23 protein-coding genes and 1 riboswitch are annotated in these 25909 nt (G+C 44.3%); of the genes, 6 read left to right on the top strand and 17 right to left on the bottom strand.

Annotated elements, in window-relative coordinates:
* Positions 1–6: 6 nt before the first annotated feature.
* Together HFD99_RS20170 and aroE are read left to right on the top strand one after the other, a co-directional pair.
* The gene (locus tag HFD99_RS20170; protein WP_123796823.1) at positions 7–1197 is read left to right on the top strand and encodes an MFS transporter; all 1191 of its coding nucleotides are present in this window, start codon (positions 7–9) and stop codon (positions 1195–1197) included.
* A 27-nt stretch (positions 1198–1224) separates the two neighbouring features.
* Positions 1225–2115 carry a shikimate dehydrogenase gene (gene aroE / locus HFD99_RS20165; protein WP_123796822.1) on the top strand — a complete coding sequence of 297 codons (891 nt, stop codon included), beginning with the start codon at positions 1225–1227 and terminating at the stop codon, positions 2113–2115.
* A 92-nt stretch (positions 2116–2207) separates the two neighbouring features.
* On the opposite strand, the gene HFD99_RS20160 is transcribed toward aroE, so the two are convergent.
* From HFD99_RS20160 to HFD99_RS20105, 12 genes are all read right to left on the bottom strand, one after another.
* Positions 2208–3434, bottom strand: a complete 1227-nt coding sequence (locus tag HFD99_RS20160; RefSeq protein ID WP_123796821.1) for an RtcB family protein — start codon at positions 3432–3434, stop codon at positions 2208–2210.
* A 269-nt stretch (positions 3435–3703) separates the two neighbouring features.
* A complete protein-coding gene (locus HFD99_RS20155; RefSeq protein WP_123796972.1) occupies positions 3704–5137 on the bottom strand; it encodes a purple acid phosphatase family protein in 1434 nt (477 codons plus the stop codon).
* 185 nt (positions 5138–5322) lie between these two features.
* Positions 5323–6531: a M20 family metallopeptidase gene (locus tag HFD99_RS20150; RefSeq protein ID WP_017426251.1), complete on the bottom strand. Its 1209-nt coding sequence runs from the start codon at positions 6529–6531 to the stop codon at positions 5323–5325.
* Positions 6532–6599: 68 nt separating this feature from the next.
* Entirely contained in the window at positions 6600–7487 is an 888-nt protein-coding gene (locus HFD99_RS20145; protein ID WP_016819858.1) for a MetQ/NlpA family ABC transporter substrate-binding protein, read from the bottom strand.
* Positions 7488–7530: 43 nt separating this feature from the next.
* Positions 7531–8193, bottom strand: a complete 663-nt coding sequence (locus HFD99_RS20140) for a methionine ABC transporter permease (protein ID WP_123796820.1) — start codon at positions 8191–8193, stop codon at positions 7531–7533.
* Complete coding sequence (locus HFD99_RS20135) at positions 8183–9208, bottom strand: methionine ABC transporter ATP-binding protein (protein WP_017426250.1); 1026 nt, start codon at positions 9206–9208, stop codon at positions 8183–8185. Before HFD99_RS20135 ends, HFD99_RS20140 begins: the two co-directional genes overlap by 11 nt.
* A 331-nt stretch (positions 9209–9539) precedes the next feature.
* Complete coding sequence (locus tag HFD99_RS20130) at positions 9540–10541, bottom strand: Gfo/Idh/MocA family protein (protein ID WP_123796971.1); 1002 nt, start codon at positions 10539–10541, stop codon at positions 9540–9542.
* Positions 10542–10732: 191 nt separating this feature from the next.
* Positions 10733–11374 carry a deoxynucleoside kinase gene (locus tag HFD99_RS20125; RefSeq protein ID WP_017426248.1) on the bottom strand — a complete coding sequence of 214 codons (642 nt, stop codon included), beginning with the start codon at positions 11372–11374 and terminating at the stop codon, positions 10733–10735.
* A complete protein-coding gene (locus tag HFD99_RS20120) occupies positions 11374–11994 on the bottom strand; it encodes a deoxynucleoside kinase (protein WP_016819853.1) in 621 nt (206 codons plus the stop codon). Before HFD99_RS20120 ends, HFD99_RS20125 begins: the two co-directional genes overlap by 1 nt.
* 169 nt (positions 11995–12163) lie before the next feature.
* Complete coding sequence (locus HFD99_RS20115; protein WP_123796819.1) at positions 12164–12763, bottom strand: response regulator transcription factor; 600 nt, start codon at positions 12761–12763, stop codon at positions 12164–12166.
* A complete protein-coding gene (locus tag HFD99_RS20110) occupies positions 12760–13893 on the bottom strand; it encodes a sensor histidine kinase (protein WP_123796818.1) in 1134 nt (377 codons plus the stop codon). The genes HFD99_RS20115 and HFD99_RS20110 overlap by 4 nt, the downstream gene beginning before the upstream one ends.
* Before the next feature lie 60 nt (positions 13894–13953).
* The gene (locus HFD99_RS20105) at positions 13954–15015 is read right to left on the bottom strand and encodes a fatty acid desaturase (RefSeq protein ID WP_123796817.1); all 1062 of its coding nucleotides are present in this window, start codon (positions 15013–15015) and stop codon (positions 13954–13956) included.
* A gap of 212 nt (positions 15016–15227) precedes the next feature.
* A riboswitch (ZMP/ZTP riboswitch) is annotated at positions 15228–15311 on the top strand.
* A gap of 113 nt (positions 15312–15424) precedes the next feature.
* Between HFD99_RS20105 and HFD99_RS20100 the strand changes: the two genes are divergently transcribed.
* The 3 genes from HFD99_RS20100 to HFD99_RS20090 all read left to right on the top strand — a co-directional run bounded on the left by HFD99_RS20100 (position 15425) and on the right by HFD99_RS20090 (position 18648).
* On the top strand, positions 15425–16291 hold the full coding sequence (locus tag HFD99_RS20100; RefSeq protein WP_031462934.1) for a bifunctional 5,10-methylenetetrahydrofolate dehydrogenase/5,10-methenyltetrahydrofolate cyclohydrolase: 867 nt from the start codon (positions 15425–15427) through the stop codon (positions 16289–16291).
* Complete coding sequence (locus HFD99_RS20095; protein WP_045244178.1) at positions 16288–16926, top strand: cyclodeaminase/cyclohydrolase family protein; 639 nt, start codon at positions 16288–16290, stop codon at positions 16924–16926. The genes HFD99_RS20100 and HFD99_RS20095 overlap by 4 nt, the downstream gene beginning before the upstream one ends.
* Before the next feature lie 219 nt (positions 16927–17145).
* The gene (locus HFD99_RS20090) at positions 17146–18648 is read left to right on the top strand and encodes a stalk domain-containing protein (RefSeq protein ID WP_045244179.1); all 1503 of its coding nucleotides are present in this window, start codon (positions 17146–17148) and stop codon (positions 18646–18648) included.
* Between the two features lie 118 nt (positions 18649–18766).
* Here the strand turns inward: HFD99_RS20090 and HFD99_RS20085 are convergent, their stop codons facing one another.
* Both HFD99_RS20085 and HFD99_RS20080 read right to left on the bottom strand, forming a co-directional pair.
* A complete protein-coding gene (locus HFD99_RS20085) occupies positions 18767–19759 on the bottom strand; it encodes an ABC transporter substrate-binding protein (protein WP_025364090.1) in 993 nt (330 codons plus the stop codon).
* A 204-nt stretch (positions 19760–19963) separates the two neighbouring features.
* On the bottom strand, positions 19964–20344 hold the full coding sequence (locus HFD99_RS20080; RefSeq protein WP_017426240.1) for a winged helix-turn-helix transcriptional regulator: 381 nt from the start codon (positions 20342–20344) through the stop codon (positions 19964–19966).
* Positions 20345–20486: 142 nt separating this feature from the next.
* Here HFD99_RS20080 and HFD99_RS20075 point away from each other — a divergent pair, with 142 nt between their 5' ends.
* Positions 20487–21161 (top strand): NAD(P)H-dependent oxidoreductase, encoded by a 675-nt coding sequence (locus HFD99_RS20075; RefSeq protein ID WP_016819845.1) that lies wholly within the window; start codon positions 20487–20489, stop codon positions 21159–21161.
* A 113-nt stretch (positions 21162–21274) separates the two neighbouring features.
* Here the strand turns inward: HFD99_RS20075 and HFD99_RS20070 are convergent, their stop codons facing one another.
* The 3 genes from HFD99_RS20070 to HFD99_RS20060 all read right to left on the bottom strand — a co-directional run bounded on the left by HFD99_RS20070 (position 21275) and on the right by HFD99_RS20060 (position 25803).
* Positions 21275–24142: an S-layer homology domain-containing protein gene (locus HFD99_RS20070; RefSeq protein WP_123796816.1), complete on the bottom strand. Its 2868-nt coding sequence runs from the start codon at positions 24140–24142 to the stop codon at positions 21275–21277.
* A 420-nt stretch (positions 24143–24562) separates the two neighbouring features.
* A complete protein-coding gene (locus HFD99_RS20065) occupies positions 24563–25270 on the bottom strand; it encodes a hypothetical protein (protein ID WP_123796815.1) in 708 nt (235 codons plus the stop codon).
* 116 nt (positions 25271–25386) lie between these two features.
* Positions 25387–25803 (bottom strand): MerR family transcriptional regulator, encoded by a 417-nt coding sequence (locus HFD99_RS20060; RefSeq protein WP_031462928.1) that lies wholly within the window; start codon positions 25801–25803, stop codon positions 25387–25389.
* Between the last annotated feature and the right edge of the window lie 106 nt (positions 25804–25909).

Raw genomic sequence — 25909 nt, 5'->3', positions numbered from 1 at the left:
ACACTTATGAAAAATCCTTATATCAGAATGGCAACAGAGCTTTATATCAACTATTTTCTTCTGGGTATGATTAATGTTATTCTCTCGTCGAATATGAGCTTTCTGACCGTGCAATTGAACACGGATAAAGCAGCCATCGGCTATCTGGTGTCAGCGATTGGAATCGGTAAACTGCTTGCTCTCGGAGTAGCCGGAAAAATGTCAGATAAATACGGAAGGAAACCACTCATTGTTATTGCATCATTTGCTTATTTAATCTTCCTGATCGGCATTCCGCTTGCACCTAACTACACGTTGGCATTCGTGTTTGCCATTATCGCAGGGCTCTGCAACTCTATGATGGATGCGGGGACTTATCCCGCACTCATTGAAGGGTTCGGAAAAAAAGCCGGGTCTGCAACCGTCCTGGTCAAAGCATCCATCTCGATCGGTGCCATTGTTATTCCGTTCATGATTGCATTTTTTATTAACCACGATATGTTCTATGGATATTCCTTCTTTATTCCTGCAGGAATTTATCTGCTGAACGGGATCTTCTTGTCGATGACCAGTTTCCCCAATCACAAAGCAGAGGAACAAAAGGCTCCAACCGAGACTGGTCAATCAACGGATTCGTTCCACAGCGAGCCCAAGTTTTGGCAAGAAGGTTTGTCTCTGATTATTATCGGTTTTACTTCCACTGTATTGTTCATGATCGTGCAGCTATGGCTTCCTACCTTTGGACAAGAGGCTCTGGGCATGGACAAAGCCAGCGCCATTAAGCTGCTTAGCTACTACAGTATAGGTTCACTAGTTTCCGTTATTTTGTTGGCTGTGGTACTTGGTAGATTCATTAAGCCCATTACCGTCATGATTGTGTACCCGCTTATTGCCCTGCTTTCTTTGCTGGCTTTAATTGTATGGCACAATCCTGTCGCTACTTTGATCAGTTCATTCTTAATCGGCTTGTCCACCGCAGGCATATTCCAAATTGCCCTCACGGTTATGACGGAATTTTTCCGCAAGAACAAAGGAACTACGACTTCTCTCGTGAACATAGCAGCCAGCCTATCGTTCATCCTGATGCCTTTGGCTACCGGGAGCATGTCCAAAAGTCTGGGAATTACCTCGGTATTCATTCTGGATATTGCGATTGCCGTAGTCAGTATTTTGCTGGCCGTGTTTGTTGCTTATCGATATAAAAAAGTGTTTCATTAAACTACACAGATCACTTGGAGGCTTATTATGAAAAATGCTGGACGTATTGACGGAAGAACACAATTAATCGGACTGCTTGCTACACCGATCGGACATTCTTTGTCCCCGGCTATGCATAATCTTGCGTTTGAAAAACTGGAGCTGAACAACGCATATATGGCCTTTGAAGTAGGCAATGAACAACTCGAGGAAGTAGTACGTGGGATGCGCGCTCTAAACATACGCGGCTACAACGTGTCCATGCCTAACAAAACAGCGATCTTACAGTACCTTGACGAGCTGGACGACAGCGCTAAATTTACAGGTGCTGTCAATACCGTCGTGAATACGGATGGTAAGCTGAAAGGCTACAGTACAGATGGATCTGGTTATGTTCGCAACTTACAGGAGCACGGCATTGATCTGAAGGGTAAGAAAATAACACTCGTCGGTTCAGGCGGTGCTGCAACGCCGATTGCTATTGAAGCCGCTCGGGCTGGTCTCGCTGAAATTTCAATTTTCGCTCGTAATGACCAGTTCTTTGCCCGGGCGGAAGAGAATGTTCGTATTATTAATGAAGAGATGAAACATACCCAAGTCAAAGCGAATATCTATGCATTAGAGAATCAAGAGAAGCTACGTGAAGAGATTCTTACAAGTCATATTTTCGCTAACGGTACAGGTGTGGGTATGAAACCGCTGGAAGGTAAAAGTGTCATTGAGGATGTGTCCATGCTTCGTTCCGACCTGATCGTGACCGATGTTGTATACAGCCCAGCCAAATCCAAGCTGATGGAACAAGCTGAGTCTGTAGGTGCAACCGCCATTAACGGTCTGGGCATGATGCTGTGGCAGGGCGCACTTGCCTTCGAATTATGGACAGGACAAGAAATGCCTGTCGCTTATATTAAAGAACAGCTTTTTGCTGATCAACTGTAAGATTGAGAGGCACTACATAACTCAGAAGGACTACGCCCGACGAATGATCATTCCTGTCGGGTATAGTCCCTTTTTATTGTTAAATCATTTCATTAATCCTTATAAGGGTCAAACTCATTGGCCCCAGCCATGCATACCCCGATCGGCTTCAGCACATGCATAACTTCCACGGTCTCGGAATGAGCGTCCAGCACCTCACGCAGTTTGCGGTAGACGAACGGACTCTCATCAGTACCTGCTCCGCGCAGCTCGACACCGTAGTTTCGAACGGCCTCCTTCATCTGTAGGTCCGTAATCTGCCCACCGCTACGCGTACGGGTTTTCCAATTCATTTTACCAGCTGCCTGGGTACGACTCATAATACGCCCTGCACCATGAACTGTACTATAGTAGGAATCCCGATTTTCTACCGAATCTTTTCCACGTACAATCACCGAGATATCGCCCATGCTTCCTCCAATAAAGCCCATTTGACCAGGGGCCGAGGGGGTTGCACCTTTGCGGACCACAATGGTGTCGCGTCCATCATGCTGTTCTTTCCACGCGTAATTATGGTGGTTATGCACCGTAAAGTCCGCTTCAGTCCCCATAATACCAAGCACTTGTTCTATCACATAGTCACGTCCGGCATAAGCATAACGTCCGGCAAGGCGCATCGCACGGTAGTACATGTCCCCCAGCTCACTGTTCATATCCAGCAGCACAGGCGGCTGATCCATATGTTCTCCTGGCGCCTTTCCGAGGAACTCCCGTCCTGCGGCCAAATTTAGAAACCCGCTTGCTGTTTTGTGTCCAAAGCCCCGGCTACCGAAATGATTGGCAACCCAGACCTGTCCTGTCACTTCCTCCACAAATACATCAACAAAATGATTACCACTTCCTACTGTACCCAGCTGTTCTCTCGCCAAGGTCTTCAGTTTATTATGCTCTTGCTTCCCAATCGCTGCATATACCGCCCAATCCGGGTCATCGAACAGCTCATGGTCTACCTGAACCTCATTCACACGACCTACGCCAAACGAAATCTGACGTGCAATCTCATTCATCACGGTTGAAATACGCGGCATAATATCTGCTGCAGACAGCTTGGTTCTTACCGCCTTATTTCCACAGCCGATATCATACCCCACACCTGAAGGTGAAATTTGTCCGTCATATACCACCACACCACCAATCGGCTGACTGTAGCCTTTATGATGATCTGCCATCAGCAGCGCCTGAATCACATTGCCATTTTCGGCACATGTGCGGGCTTGAGATAGTGCCCCCGGATCAGGTGCTCCCCATACGCGTACTCCATTCATTTCTTGATAAGCCATCGTTGTATCCTCCCTTATTTTGCAAAAAAATTATCTATGTAAAATTGAATACTCTACTTTTAAACTTTGGACTGTTAATAGCATTATGTACGATGTACCCGCTTCCGAACAGGGCGTAAGTATTACAAGCACCACTTCAGATGTCTCTCTATAAGAAAGTCCCGGCCCTATAAGGAAATGAAAAAGGATATCCTTGCAGCCAAACAGACTGTAGGATATCCTTGTATGATCATTTAGAGACCATTTGGAAACCATTGAATCAAAATATACTAATAATTTTTGATAATCCCGAACTGATCCACAATAAAAGGTTTGGCATCATTTTTGTTTTGATCAATTTCATACGTTACGGCTGTAAGTTTATTTTCGTCTACGGTGATGCCCACAAAATTTTGTACCTGTCCTCGTACAGGTCTACGATTGTCACTCGGATCTGGGCCATAAACTGCCGCATGATTCTCTTCAGCTAGTTCAAAAAGATTATAATACTTATCTCCAAGTTTTTCACTTGGGTTTTTGTAGTAGACCTTGGGGCCAGCGGTTGCCGGGATGACATAGATACTTCCATCCGGATTCACACTATATTCAATCGTCTTTTCATTTAATCTATCTTTTAATTTGGTTGGCGTTGTTGCTTTACCCTCTTGGTTGATTGGTTTCGTCCGAGCATAAATATGATCATGCCCCTGCACGACAAAGTCGATATCAAGTTTGTCCATGAGTGGAGCGATTTGGTTACGAACTCCATTGTTATCCATGATGTCAGCATCTGTTGCATGGTTAGAGGTAGTGTAAGGACCTTTATGAATATTCACAATGATCCACTTTGCACCTGCCTTTTTGGCTGCCGCAGCATCTTTCTTTAACCATTCAACTTGGTCTTCCGAAAAATTGGCATATTTCTCTGAGTCCTCATTGGAGTTCAGGACGATAAAGTGAGCATTGCTGTAATCAAAGGAGTAGTACGCTCCTGTTTTAGTAGCTGAACCAGCTGGTTGGTTAATATTAAAGTGATCATAAAAAGCATAGTTCTCATCCTCATGATTACCTGCTGAGGGAACAATGGTTGTATTCAAAAGGCTTTTTTGTGAATGCCCCAACAACCAGTTCCACTGCTCTTCTTTGGTACCGGTATCTACGATATCCCCGTTGTGGACTACAAACTGAGCATTACCTACGGTTTGAAGAGCTTTTTCGAGCGTCTGTGAAGACAATATGGCTTCATCTTCGCTTTTTGCTTGTGTATCAGCTAGATCAATGAAGGTAAATTCACCGCTCTTAGGAGCTGTTTGAAACGTACCTGTTTCGCTCCATATCCCACGCGCTGCATCACCCACACGATAATAATAAGCTGTGTCCGCTTGAAGACCTGTTGCTACGGCTTTATGGACAAGTTCTTCTGAAGAATTGGTTGATGGAGCGGAAGTACCTTCAAATGTAAGAGCACTCGTAAAATCAGCTTCAGAAGCGGTTTTCTTGGTTACTTGAACCGTGCTCTTCGTGAAAAGTTTTGAAGTATACCAGGTAAATCCTTTGGAGGCTTTGGTGTCTCCATAAAATGTAGCTGTAACTTTACTAATACCTTGATCTGTGTTCACTGGTGACTCAGCATGAACAGGCAAAGCTGACATGCCAGTAATCAAACCTAGTGCAAGAGCAACAGACATAGATGTTGCTGACCATTTTTGAAACTTCTTAAACATGTGTACACTCCTCTGTGCAGTTAATATGTAAAAGTTATAAACATGATCATAACAATCAATTGTTAATACGTTATTTGCTGAGATGCAGTGCTTTGTAAAAATAAAAAAGGATATCTTTACAGTCAACAAGACAGTAAGATATCCTCCTTATGCTATTAGTATAGAAGCTATCAAAGCGCTGATGCTTACTGCGCCGCTGGATGCGTACGCTTAAAATCCTCCTTCACCGCAACCAGCAGGGTTTCATTCACCAGTAGCTCCAAGCCTGACAAGGCTAACGCTTTGGCTCCAGTCACCAAGGCTTCCTCTCCCTTGACAGAACCCGCTGCTTCCCGGAACTCTACCGTATGAGCGATGAGATCATCCGGGCCGATTTTAATGTAAGCATGTGCAGTCGGGACAACATGACTCACATTTCCCGCATCTGTCGAACCCAGCCCGGCACGAGGGCCACGATCCACCTGTTCTCCCAGCGCTTCCAGTTCACGACCGACGACCTCGTCCAGCGTATCGTTCAGTATGAAGTCGCGCACTTCATTTTGAAAACGTTCGATTTTCACAGTGGCTCCCGTTGCCAAAGCAGCAGCGTCAGCTATGTGGCGAACTTTCGTGGAAACCTCCTCTGTGCGCTGCCAAGTGCTTGCCCGAATGAAAAAGCGCGCCGACGCATAATCCGGAATGATATTGGGTGCGTCACCTCCATGCGTAATGATGCCATGAATACGCACATCGGTCGGCAGTTGCTGGCGCAAAGCATTGATCCCGCTGAACAATTGCAGCACCGCATCGAGCGCATTGATTCCCTGCTCTGGTGATCCTGCGGCATGAGCCGCTTTGCCGTAAAAATGAAAGTCTAGCGGGTCAACTGCCAGGCTCGGTGAGGTCAGCCGGGTCACACCTGATGGATGAACCATCAGTGCAGCATCAATTCCTTCGAACAGCCCGTGCTTCACGAAGCTGCCTTTTGCACTTCCATTAGGACCGCCTTCTTCCGCAGGAGTACCGAACACATACACCTCGCCCCCCGTCTCATCAATCACCTGTGCCAAAGCGATAGCTGCTGCCGTACTTGCGGTCCCGATAATATTGTGGCCGCAAGCATGGCCCAGACCGGGCAGTGCATCATATTCAGCCAGATATCCAATTTTCGGACCTGGTCTAGCCGAAGTCTTGCGAGCAACAAATCCGGTTTCGTGTCCCGCTACATTACGGGTTACCTCAAATCCCGCTTGCTCCAAAATACCCGTCAGTGCCTTGGAAGCTTGAAATTCCTGATTGCCGATTTCGGGATTAGCGTGAATAAACCGGCTCGTCTCCGTGTAGAGCTGACGAGACTCCTCAATTTTCTCAATAATCCGCTGTCTTTGGGTATCCACCGTATTCGCTGTACTCATCGCAATCTCTCCTCATTTCAATAATAGTAGTTTTTATATGCTTCCAAGTTAACTTCTATCAGATATCCTTATTTCTTTTGCGCTTTAACATCCGCCACCAGCTTATCCAATGTAGCCTGCAGCTCCTCGGCAGACTGGTCTACTACGACATTAGCTCCTTTGGAATCCTGCTTTACAGCCTCGGCTACATCAGCGTCATGGTACAAATCCACGATCGTCTTGTAGGTCGCATTATCTTTATCCTCTGCACGGGCAGCAAACACGTTCACATATGGCTTCGCTTCTTCACTGCTTGCATCATCCTTGTAAATGGCTCCATCCAGCTTGAGCCCGGCATCCGTAGCAACACCGCTGTTCACGGCTGAGGCAGCTACATCAGACAAGACGCGCGGCGTCTGTTGGGCGACAACAGGAACAATCTCTAGCTTTTTGGGATTCCCTTCGATCTCATCTGGGGTCGGATACAGGCCTGAGCCTTGCTTCAATGTAATCAATCCGGCAGACTGGAGCAATTTCAATGCCCGTCCCTGGTTGGAGGGGTCATCCGGTATAGCAATTTTGGAGCCAGCAGGAATATCCGATACGTTTTTGAATTTTTCGGAGTACAGCGCCATGGGAGCGATAATCGTTGCACCAATAGGGACGAGATTCACATCATTTTCTACATTAAATTGGCTGAGAAAGGCCAAATGCTGAAAGGAATTCAAATCTACCTCTTTATTCGCAAGTGCCTTATTGGGTAAGGTATAATCCGAAAAGCTGATCAGCTCAATTTCAATGTTTTTGGCTTCTGCTTTCTTCTTAAGCACATCCCAATACGTATCCTCTGATCCTGAAACCCCAATTTTAACATGTACTTTTTCATTACCATTGGAGCCTGAACCATTAGCTGAGCAAGCAGAAAGAACCGAGACACTAAGAATAGCCAGCAAACCTAAGCGAAATATTTTTTTCATTTTCATTTCTCCTTTATCATTATGTATAATCCTTGTTTTCCAATTAACGACGTAGGAATTTACGAGACAAGTAGTTCCCCGCATATTGGGCGACCTGTACAAAGACGATCAGCAAAACAATCGTGACGATCATAACCGAAGTATCGAATCGTTGATAACCATAGGTCATGGCCAGATTCCCGAGACCCCCTCCGCCCACAGTGCCAGCCATAGCAGAGAAATCGATCAAGGCCACGGTAATAAACGTCAAACCAAGAATTAAAGGTCCCAGTGCTTCCCGAATCAGCACACCCGTGATGATCTGAAAGGGAGTTGCCCCCAGCGCCTTGGCTGCTTCGATCATCCCTGGATCAATGGAGACCAGATTGTTTTCTACAATTCTTGCAACTGCAAAGGCTGCTACAATAGTCATTGGAAAAATAGCTGCCGAGGTGCCAATCGTAGTTCCTATGACTAAACGTGTAACCGGACTAATCGCCACTAAAAAAATAATAAACGGAATCGGGCGAATGATATTAATCAGCAGGTTTAGAGACATAAACACAAATTTGTTTTCAAACAAGCTCCCTTTTCGTGTCACATACAGCACTAAACCAATCATAAGTCCCAGAATACTAGCAAAAATCAGCGTGACAACAACCATCAAAAGCGTTTCCCCTGTAGCCTCCACGATCTTAGGCCAAAACGTATCCCAATTAACTCTCATGATCGACCACCTCCCTGACTTCCACCGTCGTTCGCAGTTCCTCCACGACCTTGTTAACTTCATCCTCTGCACCGATTAATTCAACAATTAAACTTCCAAACAGCGCCCCCTGCAGCTCATTAATGCTTCCATATACAATGTTGTAATCCAGATTATACTTACGTGTCGCTCTTGAGAGCACTGGTTCACTTGTCGCCCCATCTCGAAAAACAAGTCTGTACAATCGGCCGACGTGATGCTCCCGAATCTTGTCCAGCAGCTTGGGTGAGAGTTGGTCATTCAGTACAGAACGAATAAAATTTTTCGTCGTCTTCGTCTGTGGATTGGCAAATACATCGAATACACTCCCTTGCTCAATCACCCTACCATTCTCCATTACTGCCACACGATCACAAATACTACGAATCACATTCATTTCATGGGTAATGAGCAAAATGGTAATCTGATAATCCTCATTTACTTTTTTCAGCAGCCTCAATATGTCTTCTGTCGTTTCCGGATCGAGTGCTGAGGTCGCTTCATCACAGATCAGAATATCAGGCGAATTCGCCAGTGCTCTGGCAATGCCGACCCGCTGCTTTTGCCCACCAGATAGCTGCTCTGGATAGGAATCCGCTTTGTCCTCCAATCCAACAAATTGTAGCAATTCCTTAACACGGACATCGATCTGAGCCTTAGGCAGTTTAGCCAGTTTTAGCGGATAAGCCAAATTCCCGTACACAGTACGAGAGTTAAACAGATTAAAGGTTTGGAATACCATCCCGATCCGCCTTCTTAAATTCCTCAGCTCCTTGGGACGTATCTGGGTAATATCCTGATCATTAACGACAATCCGTCCCTCTGAGGGACGCTCCAGTAGATTGACAAGCCTCAGCAGCGTACTTTTGCCCGCACCACTAAAGCCAATCACGCCGAAAATTTCTCCCTTTCCAACCGATAGCGATACCTCTTCCAGTGCATTTACCTTGCGATTGGGTAAGGAAAATATTTTGCTAACTTGCTCAAACTTTATCAAACCGCTTCCCCCTTGCGCCTACAATTGATGTATTCCTCCATCTTATTTAGTAATCCGGTTGATTTAATCGGATTTAAAACTTAAAAAAAACTCCCTAATCTTCGTGGACAAAAATGGGATAATTTAACTGATATTGATCATGTATTGTTAACACCTTAAGACATGAAAGAGAATCTGTCAATAAAAAAAGAATACAATCTGCTTACTCTCGTCATCACCATGGATTACCTTTTTAGACCTACAAAGCCAAATAAGGCTAACCGTATATTTGCAAAGTTATGCAAAATCGGCAGCCTTTTGTGCATTGTTAATCTTGATTATGCGCCACAGACTAATGCGCAGAAGTATTTTTCAAATCCGCTTCATAACGAAGGCCAAATTGTTGTCTTGCCTCCTCCATCACTTCAGCGACTGCCAGTGAACACTCCAAAGAGTTAATAGAACTATTGCGTTCCCCACTCTTGATCAGATCCATAAATTCCTGAATTTCATAATACATGGGCTCACGCGTCTGTGCCTTGGTCAAATCCTCAATCGTGCCGTCCCGATAATGAATTTTCACCTCATAGGGCTGGCTGATTTTGTCGATCACCATCGTTCCATACTCACCCTGAATTTCGGCAGGCAAATAGGAATCTGTAATTTTGGAATGCATGACGATCGCATCCATATCCGGATACTTCATCACGATGCTGCCCTCGCCGTCGACACCAGAGGATAACAGCACACCCACCGCTCGGATCTCATCCGGTTTGCCGAACAATGCCACCATCGGATACAAACAATACACTCCCAGATCCATCAAGGAACCATTTGAAAAAGCCGGATTAAAGGCATTCAGCACCTTACCCTGCTTAAAAGCATCAAAGCGTGAAGAGTATTGACAGTAGCTTGCAAAATAACGCCGAACCCGGCCGATTTTATACATATGATCCTTTATAATTTTAAAGTTGGGCATAAGCGTGGATTTAACTGCCTCCATCAACAGAACATCGTTGTTGCGCGCGGCTTCGATCATGCTCTGCACCTCTGCTGCATTAGAAGCAAAAGGCTTCTCACACAGCACATGCTTTCCATGGTTCATACATAAGATCGCTTGCTCTGCATGTAAGGAATTAGGACTGGCAATATATACGGCATCCACCTGATCACTTGCAGCCATTTGCGCCAGATCTGTAAAAACCTCCGGCTGGCTGCTATATTTATCAGCAAAGGATTGGCCTTTCTCCTCTGTTCGTGAGTACACCGCGGTCAGGGAAAATTCGTCTGTCTCTATCGCAGCTTGAATAAATCTTTCCGTTATCCAGTTCGTTCCAACGATACCAAAACGCATCACAGTATCCCATCCTTTCCCGTGAGTCATTACAATTAATATATGTTCCTATTCTCGCATTCCAGCCAAGACTTGTCCACTATACTGCCTGTCATCCCTCATACTTCCACATATTAAAAAAGACTGCGGTCTATCAGCTTAATTTATACTGATTGTACCACAGTCCTTGTATGCTTTTTGGGGTTATATCTCTACTTTGTGGAGATTACCTTGCCCACTTCTGTCAAAATGGCATCCATGGAGGCAGGGTCGTGTACATCGTACTCATCAATGTTTAGACGCAGTACAGGACAAGCATCAAATTCGTTGATCCAATTGGAATATCTGCGATGCATTTGCTCCCAATAGGATCGCTCGGTCTGAATCTCCATTTCGCGGCCGCGTTCTTCGATCCGACTCAGTATGGAGGGCAAGCTGCCTTCCAGATAGATCAGCACATCAGGGTGCGGAAAGAACGGGGTCATGACCATCGCCTCAAACAGGCTAGTATATGTTTCGTAATCGGTAGGGTTCATTGTTCCCTGATCAGCATGCATTTTCGCAAAAATGCCTGTATCCTCATAAATGGAACGATCCTGCACAAAACCTCCACCAGACAAGAAAATGTTCTTTTGCTCCTTGAAGCGTTCCGCGAGAAAATAGATTTGCAGATGAAAGCTCCATCGTTCGAAGTCGTGATAAAACTTCTCCAGATACGGATTATGATCGACTTGCTCTAACGAGGTTTTAAAACCAAGACGACTGGCCAAAGCACCTGTTAACGTGGATTTACCTACACCTACCGTACCCGCTACCGTAATCAGGGCATTTGCAGGAATGTTGTAATTATTCACTATATAAGCTCCTTTACATCGGAAACAATTTGTTCAAATTGTGCCTGGTTTTCTACAAAATCAATTTCATTCCCGTTCACGGTCAATATACGCGGGGCAGGTGACTGTTCGGCGAGAAACTGAATGCCTTTATCATAATCCGTAATCAATTGCTCCAGATAGGCAGGGTCCATCTCCTGTTCAAAGGAGCGTCCGCGCTTACGGATTCTGCTCAGCAACGTATCTAAATCTGCTCTAATATAAACGATAATGTCCGGCTTAGGCATATCATCGGTGAGCAAATGATAGATTTGGCGATATTTTTCGAGTTTTACACCTTTAAGTGTACGTTCAGCAAAAATCAGATTTTTATAGATATGGTAATCTGAAATCACAGGCTGAGCTTTCTCGATATATTGCAGGCCAGTATCCTCTAGCTGCTTATATCGATTGCAGAGAAAGAACATTTCCAGCTGAAAGCTCCACTCATCTATATTTTGATAGAATTTATCGAGAAACGGGTTTTCCTCGACAATCTCTTTGATCATCGGCAAATGTAGCTCGGTTGAAAGCATCGAAGCCAACGTCGTCTTGCCGGCTCCAATCGGCCCTTCAACGGCTATAAACGGGGCTTGTTTCATGCGGTTCTGCTCCTCCTTGTACTCCGGGTCCATCCTGTGGACAACTATCCTATTGTATCACAAGGAAGTACGCTAGAGGCATAGCAAATCTATGGATAAAACAAAAAAACAGAGCAGCTATGTTTGGATTCATAGCGTCCCTGTCCTGCTTAATATTTTTGTCTGTCTCTCATTTAAACCAACCTTTTTCATTAAAACGTGTAACGGCCTCAATCCGATTGCTGACACCCAGCTTATCGAGAATGACTGAAATATAATTCCGCACTGTCCCTGTTGTTAAATACAGTTCACCAGCAATTTCTTTGGTGTTCTTTCCGTCAGCAATAAGCGCCAAAACGGTCTTTTCACGCTCAGTCAGCGGGTTGGCCTCGGCGTAAGCATCATCAACCAGTTCTGGAGCGTAAATACGCCGACCTGCCATAATACTGCGAATGGAGGAAGCCAGTTCTTCACTGGGACTATCCTTGAGTAAATAACCGTGTGTGCCCGCCTTAATCGCTCGTTCAAAATACCCGGGGCGAGCAAACGTTGTTAAAATAAGCACCTTGCAATTCAAGCCTTTGAGTTCCTCTGCCGCATCCAATCCGCTCTTGATCGGCATTTCGATGTCCATAATGCATATGTCTGGCTGATGCAGCTTCACCAGTTCTATAGCTTCTTCCCCGTTGCTTGCTTTTCCGACTACTTTCATGTCTTCTTCCAAGTCCAACAGGGAGGCTAGAGCACCCAGCAGCATACGCTGGTCTTCTGCGATGACGATTCGAATCATGGCCCCACCTCCTCATTCGGCTTTTCAGTGATGTTAGGCACTTTAATGACCAGGGTCGTTCCCTGATCTGAACGCAGTTCCATACATCCGTTCACGAATTCGAGCCTTTCCTTCATGCCTTGCAGACCATTTCCCCGAAGAGCCCCATATTCTCCAGTAATGCCGACTCCATTATCCTGAATCCGCAGGGTCAATTCCTTACGAGACGGCTCAATGGTAATGGAACAAGTGGTAGCTCCACTGTGTTTAACTACATTGGTTACAGCTTCCTTCATACACATACTCAGCACATTTTCATTCATTAATGACGTATGCTCCAGCTTCGGGTCGCCCTCCAAGGTCAGCTCGATGTGAGCAGCCTTTAAAATTTGCCGAATACGCAGCAGTTCATCCTCTAGTCTCATGCCGCGCATTTGAGTAACCATTTCTCGTACTTCTTTTAACGCACTTCTCGCCGTAAGACGAACATCGTTAATTTCGGCATGAGCCCGTTCCGGGTACTGGTCCAGCAGCTTGCCCGCCAAATCGCTCTTCAGTCCAATGAGTGACAGCTTCTGACCCAAGGTATCGTGCAGGTCACGCGCGATTCTTTGCCGTTCCTCCAACTTAATCAATTCCGATATTTTTTTATTGGCATCCTCCAATTGGACCTGAAGCCGATCACTTTTGTTGCGATTAAAGTTCGTAATCGGCAGGAGAATCACACCAATCAGATTGAGCAGGATAAAAGGAATCTGCTTAATAAAAACGGGATTCTGTGAAACAAACCCGTAATTAATTAATCCAATCGTAATCACCATTAAAATAATATACAGCGTCGTAAATGCAGCCTTACTTTTCATATTACCAATCAGATAAGCGATAAATATGGAAAAGTACATATAGCTAAATAGCAGCGTCATCGTAATCGATATAGCAATCTGCACACTGGTCCAAAAGTATATGAGCCAGCCTTGAGAGACAAAAGCCAGTACATAACAAGCAAAAAACACCAAAATAATAGCAGTTCCCAGAATAATATGACTTGTAGATGAAGAGCTAAAATAATAAAAGGGCAAGATATAAAAGACAACCCACACATAAGGGCTAAGTCCCGTATTTCTTTGGAAAATCTGATACCACTTTTGCATCCTGCCACCCTTTTCTACTTTAGATACCCCTTATTTTATCATACCAATTTCCGTACAACGTTATTTTCGTTCCGTGCCTACAACAGGCGTAGGGATTGGCTTTGAAGTGCCAACACGTTTGCTAAGCAGCGGCTTTACTTGTTTAAAGGTCAGAAAGGTCTTGGTACTTTCATCCCATAGTCGGAACTTCAAAGATTCCAGACTGCTACTCACCGTAATCGTGGTCGCCTTTTGCAGCAACGGTGTCGCTTCATGCGCTTTCTCCAAATTGTAATTTGGTACTTTCGGGCTCAAGTGGTGAACATGATGAAAACCAATATTACCTGTAATCCATTGCAATACTTTAGGAAGCTTGTAGTAAGAACTGCCCTCGACGGCCGCATTAATATAACTCCACTCTTCATCATGCTCAAAATACGAATCCTCAAACTGGTGTTGCACATAGAACAGCCAGATTCCCAACATACCAGAGACAAAAAAGATAGGCGTCTGTACCAGAAGGAATGCCTGCCAACCAATAGCCCAGCACAACAGTGCATACAATGCAACAATGGATATATTCGTCACATAAGTGTTTATCTTTTCCTTACGTTTGGCTGTCTTGACATTAAACCGATAGGAAATCAAAAAAGTATAGATTGGACCTAGGCCGAACATAACCCAAGGATTTCGATATATACGATAGGCCAACCGTGTCCATGTGGAAGCTGCTGTGTACTCTTCTACTGTGAGCACCCACATATCACCTGTGCCTCTTTTATCCAGATTACTGCTGGTTGCATGGTGGATCGCGTGACTATTTTTCCATTGGTGATAAGGGCAGAGCGTAATAATACCTGTAATCGTTCCCACCATATCGTTCAGCTTGCGACTTTTGAAAAAAGATTGATGACCACAATCGTGAAAAATAATAAACGTCCGTACCACAAACCCTGCCGCAATAATGGTAATGGGAAGCGTCAGCCAGTAAGAAACCGCTAGGCTAAGATAAGCGGCATACCACAATAGGATCAGCGGTCCCAAGGTATTGAACAGTTGCAGAACGCTGGATTTCGTGTTTATTTTCTCGTAGGGAGCCATATTTTTTTTCAATTGAGCTAACGGGAGTTGTGTCATACCCATTATGATCCTCCTTTAAAATGCAGCCCATACCTTAATCCTGTCAGGCGTACATGTTGATCTAAGCTCAGTATAAAGAGACCGCTGTATCTGCTGTAGTCATAAACGTCAGTTCAGGCATATGACATTTGTCATATAGACAACTAACCAAACCTGTTTGGCAAATGTTCACGGGTTTCTTTTCTGCTGTTATTTTGTTAAAATATAAGATATATAACGCTGTATGTGACTGGCGAAGTCAGTGGAATGAACCACGAGGGAGCATACAATCAAGCGTACCGTTCGCCTGGGAGAAGTATTTGCAGAGGATTCGTCTGTCTTGACGACCTTGTGCAAATACTTTTTTTCGTTTTCGAAGACCATGACACCCTGTTGATTCCATTATGCGATAAATTCAGAGGAGGCTCGGACTATGGCTATTATCATGAAATCCAAAGAAGCAGCTGAGCAAGTGTATGCAACGATCCGTTCCCAAGTAGAGCAAATGAAACAGCAAGGACACCGTCCCCATCTGGCAACCCTGTTGATAGAGGGTGATCCGGCATCTGCATACTATGCACGGACCAAGCAAAAAATAGCAGAGAAGCTGGGCATCTCATTTCATCTCCATACTTTTAATCGTCATGTAAGCGAAGCCGAACTTCTGCACGTGATCGGTACCCTAAATGATGCATCCCATGTACATGGCATTATGCTGGAACTCCCGCTTCCGCAACATCTTTCTGCCTCCGTTATTAAACAATCCATCGCCCCCTACAAGGATATTGATGGAATTACGCCTGATAACAAGCTGGCTACCGTTACGGGTGACGCAGGGCTATACCCCGCTACACCTCAAGCCTGTATTGAACTGCTCAAGCATTACGGCCACTCCTTGGCAGGCAAAAATGTCACGCTCGTCGGCATCGGACAGACGGTGGGACTTCCCCTTTTCCACATGCTGCAAAGAGAAAATGCCACCGTCACCGCCTGTCATGCAGGTACGCGTGATATTGCAGAGCATCTGAGCCATGCAGACATTGCCTTCGTCGCAGTCGGATGTCCTGATGTGATTACGCAGGATATGGTTCATCCAGGTCTGATTCTCGTGGATGCAGGAATTAATGAGACGCTGGAGGGTAAAATTGTGGGGGACGCTGCTCAGGACGTTGTAGAAAAGGTACATGCCATTTCTCCCGTTCCCGGCGGTGTAGGCACCTTAACGACCGCAATTTTGTACAAAAACTTGCTCAAAGCGATACATCTGCAACATTACTCCAGAGAGGTGGTTTATTCATGAGTGAACTGTCGTGGAACCAGTCCATCGGACATTTTCTGAAAGAAGCTGCAAGTGCAGCGCCTACCCCTGGTGGAGGAAGTGTATCCGCGCTGGCTGCGGCACTAGGCGCAGCGATGACCTCCATGACCGCCAACCTTTCACAAGGAGGAAAATACACGCAATTCAGTGAACAAATGGTGCAAGTCATTAGCAGTATGGAAAGATTGTCTACGCATTGTGAGGAACTGATGGCCGCAGACATCCAATCCTTTGAACAGTACATGACCGCGCTGCGTTTGCCCAAAGAAACAGACGAAGAAAAGCGCTATCGTACCCATTCCTTACAAACAGCTGTGATTGCTGCCATTGAAGTACCTATGCGCCTGCTGGAAGTATGCCGGGACGGACTATCACAAGCCTACAATATTGTGGAAATATCCAATAAAAATGTGATCTCTGATCTGGGCATCGGTGCGATTTTGTTTGAAGCAGCCGCTCAATCCGCCCTGCTCACCATTGATATTAACCTTGCCTCGCTAAAAGACTTGGATGTCAAACAATCCTACGAAGCCAAAACAGCCACACTCCTCCGTGAAATCGGACAAATTAAAGAGCAAACCTTGTTGACCGTACGCAGTCGAATCGCAAGTAGTTAGCTCATACTACGCACTAGCTGTGCTAACCCATATATTCTACCTACTTGCTAACAGAAATAACCTCCAAATCCATCTCTATTCGTTGGGTTTGGAGGTTATTTTATTGCAATTCATTATATTTGGAAAACTTTTCTATACTTTCTTCGTCTATGGATTAGGGATATTCTTTAAGATTACTTTTTCTCTTATACACATTGATCAAGAAATGAGGAAAATCGTATGAAAAGACGTGGTCTATTACTCAGTATAATTACGTTATTACTGATCAGTCCCAGGGTGTGGGCGGCCGGAAATGATTCTACATCGCATATTCGCTCCTATGATTCCGGAAGTCTGATCCAATCCGATGGAAGCTTGTGGCTGTGGGGCTATAATCAATCCGTACCGACTCGTGTAGAGGGTAAGCCAAACGTAATAAAAACATTCTCTAATATCATCAACGAAGGTGATCTGCTATTTACCTTGCAAGACCACTCTGCTTGGTATGTGCCTAGAAACAACATTTCTGAATCTGTGAAGTTTGTTCCTCTGGAAGGACTACAGAACCTCGCTGCTGTAAGTAGTTTGAATGATCATGTACTCGCTCTGACCAACGAAGGCAGCATATTTCTCGCTGATCAACTCGAAGATAAAAATACCTTTAGTCCTTTTCAAATTCTGTCTGGCATCGACGAGGTTGCCGATATAGTCAGTTACTATGAAGAAAGACCGGATTATGAGGAACGCTGGATATTTCTTAAGAAAGACGGCAGTGTATGGAAAAACACAACAGCCTTACAGGGCTTCGAACCTATTTCACCATTAAAAGACATTAAGGCAATTGCTAAAAATATAGCCTTAAAAAAGGATGGTACCGTGTGGACGTGGCCCAAAGAATTTGATAAAAATGCAGCTCCGTCCGAAACGCTAGCCGTATCACAAATTCAAGCCTTATCGGGCATCAAGACAATCAAGGCTAATAGGTATTCCAATCTCGCCATTGATCAGCAAGGTCGGCTATGGTTCTGGGGGGCTACAGTTACAGGTGCCTTAGACAATACGACCTATCACAACACTAATATCCCTGTACTGCTAACAGGAGTAAAGGACGTTAAAGACGCCTTTTTCGTTGAGCGCTCCCTTCTTGCTCTAACCACTGCTGGTAATGTATATGTTGCATCTCTAGATGGCGAAAAATTATCCTCCAATGTCCCTTTTACATTACTTGCTCAAAATATTCAAAGCATCAAGGCAGGCCCACGGCACGTCATCATGCAAAAGGCAAACGACGCACTGTGGGGCTGGGGTGTTAACAAACACGCGCAACTCGGCATAGGCGATTATGAATTTCTTTATAATACGCCAGTTCCTGTACAAAAGCCGATTCTCGTCCGTCTCAACAGTACACCTGTCCCTCTAAGCAACGGTGTGATTACCCGCAATGGGCAGGCGTTTATTCCCTTGCGTTCTGTTTTTAACCAACTGGGGGCCGACATCACTTATGATTTCAACAGCAAAATAGCGAAAATGAATCAGTCCAAGGCGGGAGACCATCCCGTCTCTCTAGAAATTAATTTTAAAACCAGCCAAACAAAAGTGAACGGTAAATCTGTAGAACTCACTAATCCGCCCTTCATGGTGAACGGTATTGGTTATCTTCCACTGAGGCTCATCAGCGAGACACTGGGAGCCAAGGTAGATTGGCTACAAAAAGAAGATACTATCGTAATTACGACGAAATAATATATAAAAGACCAGTCCAAACATGATTTATGTTGGACTGGTCTTTTATTGCTATATACTGCGTGTAGTATGCAACTTCCTATCTGCCTTCGACATTTCGTTACAACACAAAATTCACCTATTTTTTAGCTTTATTTTCTTTCTCTCTTTCAACCAGCATATCCACAATCATATCAATCTGTCCGGTAATAGCGATCGGATCATAGCGATAGTACGTATCAAAATCATTAAAGAACACTCTATTATTCTTCACCGCAGGCAGATTGCCCCACACAGCGGACGATTTCAGTTGCTTAAGCGCGGTTCCCTTTTTGTCTGGATCATAGGTTGTCAGGAACATGTAATCTGCGTCATACTGCGGCAGTATCTCCATTGAAAGCTGTACAGTTTGTTCCTTGGAATTAGCTGTCTTCTTCGGCATGTTCAGTTTGAGCGCATTGTATACGGCTTGTCCGCCTCGTCCTGCATTGTCTCCAAAGATCCAAAGTGCGTTTTTGTCCGTCAACTCATACAACCCGAAAGTTGCCTTTTCGTCAATAACACCTTTCAGACGAGCGCGGCCTTCAGCAGCCTTTTTATCAAAGGCGGCAATAAATTGCTCAGCCTTCTCCTTTTCCCCAGTGATATCGCCGAACAGCTTGACCGTATCATAGATATTAGTCGTGGTGCCGTACGGAATATACAGGGTAGGTGCAATTTTAGACAAAGCTTCATAATTCGTATCCTTCATAACCACGATCAGATCGGGTTTGAGTTCCAGCGTCTTCTCCAAATTGGTAGGATCACCCACCTCTTTGGTTCCTTTTTCCTTTAGCAAATCAGTCAGAAAAGGATTTTGAAACGCAGTCGGCTCCACCCCCACCACGTTAGCACCAACAGACAGCAGTTCTCCGCCGTAAAAATCCGTTACAATACGCTGTGGCTTAGCGGGAATCTCAATATCCCCTTTAACCGTTTTAAAGCTTCTCGTCTCTCCAGTAGAAGCCGATTCTTGCTTATCTCCTGAAGTTGAAGCGGTATTACCTTCAGTGTTATTTCCGCCGCATGCGCTGACAAATACAGCCAATACAAGCATCAAAGTAGCCAGCATAAATATCGATTTTTTCCTCAACCTATTAGCCCCCTATGTAATATGGTAATAGCCTTATACCATCATGATAATGATTATCAATATCGTAAGAAATATATCAAGCGTCATCCTTGCTGTCAACTGCAAAGCGAACTTTTCATTATTTCATTTTTAAAATAAAAAGACCTGCCAAAATGATGGTCAGGTCTTTTGGATGCGGCTGCTTCTTAAACCTACAAATTGGAGCTAGGTTGCTGAAGGGCTGCTTTCCGGTGATCGCTGTTTTGTTTTATATTCTTCTCCCCAATCCTTCATCAGATTAATAATCGGGATGAGTGTTTCTCCAAACTCGGTGAGAGAGTATTCAACCTTAGGCGGAACCTGCTGGTAGACTTCACGATGAACGACACCGTCCTCTTCCAGCTCGCGCAATTGGAGTGTCAGCATACGCTGGGTAATTCCCGGGCAGATCCGCCGAAAATCACTAAATCGCTTAGTCCCATACATGAGATGGTATAAAATAATCCCTTTCCACTTGCCCCCAATCACATCCAACGTGTACTCAACAGGACACGCCTGATCATTCCCAGCGGTACATTCACCAAAACCGCCTTTCCGATTGCGCATTGGCCCTTCTCCTCCTTGGTATCATTTTATATACTACAGCACATTAATGTGCGTACTTCAAAAATGGTCATGTATATTCTAATATTAGTCATGCACTTAGTAAGCGTCAATTTCAATCACAACCATAAGGAGTGGAATCACAATGGAAACCTTAACAACCACTAAAGATCAAATCTTGGCTGCATACAAGTTCAGACATGCTACAAAAGAATTTGATAGTCATAAGAAAATTAGCGATTCCGATTTTGAGTTTATTCTTGAAACCGGTCGTTTATCCCCAAGCTCGTTTGGCTTTGAACCCTGGAAATTTGTTGTCGTCCAAAGTAAAGATATGCGTGAGAAGCTGTTGCCCTATTCCTGGGGGGCCACAAAACAGTTGCCAACAGCAAGCCATTTCGTACTTATTCTCTCCAGATTGCCTAAAGATATGGTAGCTTCATCCGATTATATCAAGAATATGATGGTAAACGTGCAGCAATTACCTGCTGAAGTGATGCAAGGCAAAGAGAAGGTATATGACGCCTTCCTAAAATCAGATTTTGCGCTTGAGGAAAATGAAAGAGCTATGTTCGAGTGGGCATGCCGACAAACCTATATCGCACTGGGCAATATGATGACTGCCGCAGCTCAAATCGGCATTGATTCCTGCCCTATAGAAGGTTTTAATAAACAAGAAATTGAACGCATCCTCTCCGAAGAAGGCATTATGGATGCCGAGCATTTCGGTATTTCTTGTATGGTGGCTTTTGGATACCGCCTGAACGAGCCGCGCGACAAAACTCGGCGACCTGTAGATCAGATTGTGGAGTGGGTATAAAGCGCGGAATATCCTTATTAAAGGCAAAGGGCGCTCTCAAGCCATTTCCATGGCTTGGGACGCCCTCTTTACATAAAACTATAGTTCCTAAAAGTGTTGTCACTTCATAACGCCTACTGATAATTCACTTCTTCCACGAAATAGATTTCCTTCAAACGAGTTTTCACACGCTGAATTTCATCTACTGTTAAAGGAGCCGTTGGACATAGCTTGAAGTTCCTTCCAGTGACATAGCTTACGTCCGTGTGACTATTTTCCGGGCTGTAAGCCAGCTTCGGAACCGGTTTTGAGGTATAATCGGTAAAGTCAATAATGGACCATGCCGCATCTCCATCCTCTTTGGATAAAATAATCCGCTGTGAGGCATTTTCAGTCCACAAATAGCGCAGATTTGCCGGTGAATTATTGGAATCCATAGCCGTCTTTATTCCTGAACCTCTAAACATGAGCGTAAACTCAGTATGATCATTATTAGCTCCTGCTACCGATTCATAAATCTGTTTCAGCCCGTCAACACCCACAATCTCGACCTTGCGATCAAGCGGGAAATGATTCACAAAGTTCTCCCATATTGGACCCATGTTATGGGTGTTGGCAAGTGCGTTGATGTCCAAAATAATAGACAAGTAGTTTACCGTATTTATACGTTGATAAGGATTATCCAAATATTGCTGTACTATATACAGTTGTGGTGCCGCATCCGTCTCCGTCACATAGGGATCACCCGGATGAAGAGTCCAGCGTGAGGAATCTTTCGTATAGCGTGACCCAATCGGATCAATCGTAACCGAGTTCATGAATACGGTACCGCTATTATCAGCAATTCCTTGTGCGGGAACAATCGGATTGTCCTTATGGGACCAGTAAGGCATCAAAGGTGAGCCCTCACCATACATACCGTTGACATTATATTGTGTAGCCGACCATCCCATCGCCGATGTAATTCTATAGTGATCCTTAAGCCATTGAGTCTGTTCGGGATTCACCGTAAAGCTGGTCAATGATTTCGGCAGATACTTCCGATATTGGTCTGTATCCATGCTTTCAAACACGGATGGTGATCCCATTGTACCGGATTGGTGCAGCTCATTGAATGCATTGTAACGGTACATATACAGCCACTCGTCCATCCGGGTTTCCCAAATAGGTAACTCGTATAGCTTATTCGGATACCCGGCCAGAATCCCAACTTCATCTCCATACTGATCGACGTAATCCAGAACCTGTTTAAGCTGCGGCCGATTCGCTTCTACAAAAACAAATCCGTTTTCCATTGCCCATGTCACTTTGATGTTGGGACCAAAGTGATCCATCAGCAATTGACGAGATTGCTTAATTTGGTCAACGGTAGTTACGCTTCCCTGCAGCATGATGGAGACAGCAAAGTATTGTTTTTTGCGTTCCCCGGGTTCTACTGTTAATTCCGCATCGGATGTGAAGAGAATCCCTTGGGATGGTGACTCAACCGTGATCATTAATGGAATGACCGAGTTCACTGCTGGAATCAAATGCAGGTTGGCAATCTTTCCATCCTCTTCAAATATTCCTCTGGAATCCTTTATCCGAAGTATCAAGTCTGATGGCAGCATTTCAGGAGCTATAATCTCTCCTTTAGCATTACGAAATACGTAGGACATTTTCCAAGCAGCCGGATCTAAAGCTGCCGCCTCTGAAATGGTATACGTGGCCAAGTATACAGACCTGATTACGTTCGGTGGTTCTGCTGGCGGAGTCTTCCCTTTTACGATCAGCTTGGTCTGAGCTGTAAGAACCCGATAAGGTTTGGCAATGGTGACCTTCATTTCTACCGGAATGAAGCTGTCTACAGCTGGTATTTTCTCGGGATGTGTGATTTTCCCTTGTACATCAAAAACACCTAACCCATCACTAAATGTGTACGTAACATTTGTGACACTGGCAGCAGGAATGCTTACTGGTCGTCCTTCATTGTATAGCTGAAAGGATAGCTGATACGAAGGGTACGTTTCCGGTTGATTTACTAGCTCCTGCGCCTTGATTACGACTTCATCGACCAAAAAATCCGAAGAGTGGTCCGGTGGAATCACCGATGGGTCAACCGGAATTATTGGTGGTTTGGGATTAGGCACCGGTGGTGTGATTGGCGGTTCCGGTTTCGGCTCCGGTGGTGTCACCGGAGATACTGGTGAATCAGGCCTTGGGCGATGCCTTTTAGGCTCCTCAATTTCCGAATTCACAGGTTGTTGCCTAATTTCCGGTGTCAAATCGGCCTCGATCTTCTGCGATTCTTGTTGGCTGGTCGCCTGAGGCATCGTTGCAGCTCCATTTCCTAATGACTCCAGCAAACGCTTGGCACGTTCTTTCAGAACGTCACCGCCTAACCATATCCGATAAGCAACCAGCGTGGCATCCTGCCGACTCACAGACTCTTTAGGGTGGAAATAATGATTTGTATCCCCCTCAATAAGTTCCAACCGTTCCATCAGCCATACGCTCGTTTGTGCATAATTTGATATATTAGGTTGATCCACAAAACTGGATATACCAGCAGATCGGGTATCATCAGTAACACCAAAATACCGGGCATACCAAACGGCCATATCCTGACGAGTCATATTGTGCTTGGCACCGAATAATTGATCACTAATCCCTTTCGTAATGCTTTCTTCCTGCAAGGCCTGTACATAAGGTAAAGCCCATGGTGACACATCCCGAAAAGAAGTTACGCCTCTGTTATTCGATGTTCGCTTTAAGGTTTTAGCGAAAATGCTTGCCCATTCCTGACGCGAGATAAAATGTAAAGGTCGAAAGCTCCCATCCTGATAACCCGTAACATAACCTTGAGCAGCCATGGCCTCAATCGCATCAGCTGCATAGGAATGTTCGATATCGTTAAAGGCTCTGTCCGCAAAAACAGGCGCACTATGTATACAGAACAACCAGACAGCCAGTAAACCAGCCATGTAATGCCTAATTTGTTTTAACTTTTTTTCATAATTCATTATTTGAGATCATTACACCTCCTTTACGAGATAGCACTGGGCCACTTTCACCTGTACCTTCATATCAATTTTGAAAATCATCCTCTTTTGTTTTCAAACGGTTTTTCATTACTGTTAACACCAAACTGTATATACTTGAATTATCGGAATAATCTCCCTAGGATTGAATAAAGCCAGCAAAAAAAGTGGTTTGAGCAATCTGCTATCCTGCTCTTTCACCATATTTTTTAAGCCTTAATTCCCTATCACTAAACAATGGTTTTCATTGGCAATTAAATACTTATCACCTTTTGGGCCTATCATTTTAATCATGTTCACAAAAAAAGAAGAGATAACATCTTGTATCCGCATTCGCTTGGAGAATACAAAATGTTATCTCATTTTTTGTGTAAGATACACTTATTAAGTCCTGGCTGTTCGTTAATCCTTTTTCAACTCAGAACCCTTATAAATATAAAAGTAGCCCTTTAGAGTTCCGTTTTGCGGATAAGCAGCAGGATCTTTGTCTTTTATTTGACTTACCCACTCTCGATTTATAAGCGTAGAGGGGCCTTCCTCAACTAGTGCTTCAGCAGACATTCCCGTGATTGATTGTGCTGTGCTGGACCAGAATGTAACTAAGTAGACATCGTTAGCATTAAAATGATAGCGTCCTTCACTTGGAGTTCCCTCATAAAACAGCTCAGCCAAAGAAGCAGCCTCAGATCCTCTCATAAAAATTCGAATCTCATCAGTTCCGTTCCATGTATGAGGAATTCCGCCTTTTGGATTCACGTATTCTACAATTGCTGGCTCCTTATCGATATTAAAATCAACAATCGCATAATGATAAACCTCATCCGTTACACTTTTGGTTGCAAATTCAGTTGTTTTATCTGTTCGATAGCCACTGAACTTTCCATACACATTTGGAGTTTTGCCAATAGCAGCAAGGGCCTTTTCCTGATCCATAGATCCGGCTCTACCAGCTACTGGTGTCAGCCTGTAGGTCTTGATTTCAGTCCCCTTGTACTGATCCCAAGTGTATTCGTAATAATATTTTGCATAAGATATTCCACTGTTCCAGCCTACAGATACCAGCATGATAATACCTAGCATGAATACTACTGGCCATTTTTTTAACATCATACCCACAACCTCTTTTCTTCATGTACACTCAAATCATCATTAGAATTATAGCTTTTCAATAATTCTACTAACAGTTAAATATTAGAAGGAAGTGTGGATAAATTATGTCTTTTCTGTTAGTTAGTCATGTGACTCCCTATATTATTGTTTTTATGAATATTTTCCGTTCCGGCATCCAATGCAGTTTTGTAATATAAGCATTTATGTTCAATAACCTCCATTGTTTTTTTTAGTTCCTCCATTTGTGCTTCTACAGTCGCTTTTCGTTCGATAAACATGTCATATCTTTGTTGTAGTGTGGAATCTCCCCCAGAACACCAATCAATGAAATTTTTAATTTCTTTGATCGGCATTCCGGTGGATTTTAGACATTCAATTATTTTTAAAGCGTCAATATCGGATTCTTTAAATAATCTTGTTCCGCTAGATGTCCGTTCTACAAAAGGCATAAGTCCCTCCTTGTCGTAGTAACGCAAGGCATATGCTGTAAGATTCAATTCTTTAGCAACTTCGCTGATCGAATATGTCTTCATCATGTATCTCCTATCCTTAATGATATAGACTTCGAGTTAACTCTAGGTATAAAGGGATTCTATCAAGCTATTGGTTGAGTGTCAAAGTCTCCTAGCATAATTTTTT

The organism is Paenibacillus sp. EKM301P (genome assembly GCF_011800295.1).
GTDB classification, from domain to species: domain Bacteria; phylum Bacillota; class Bacilli; order Paenibacillales; family Paenibacillaceae; genus Paenibacillus; species Paenibacillus polymyxa.
Note: the sequence above shows the minus strand (reverse complement) of the source record. Positions and strands in the feature narration are given on the sequence as shown.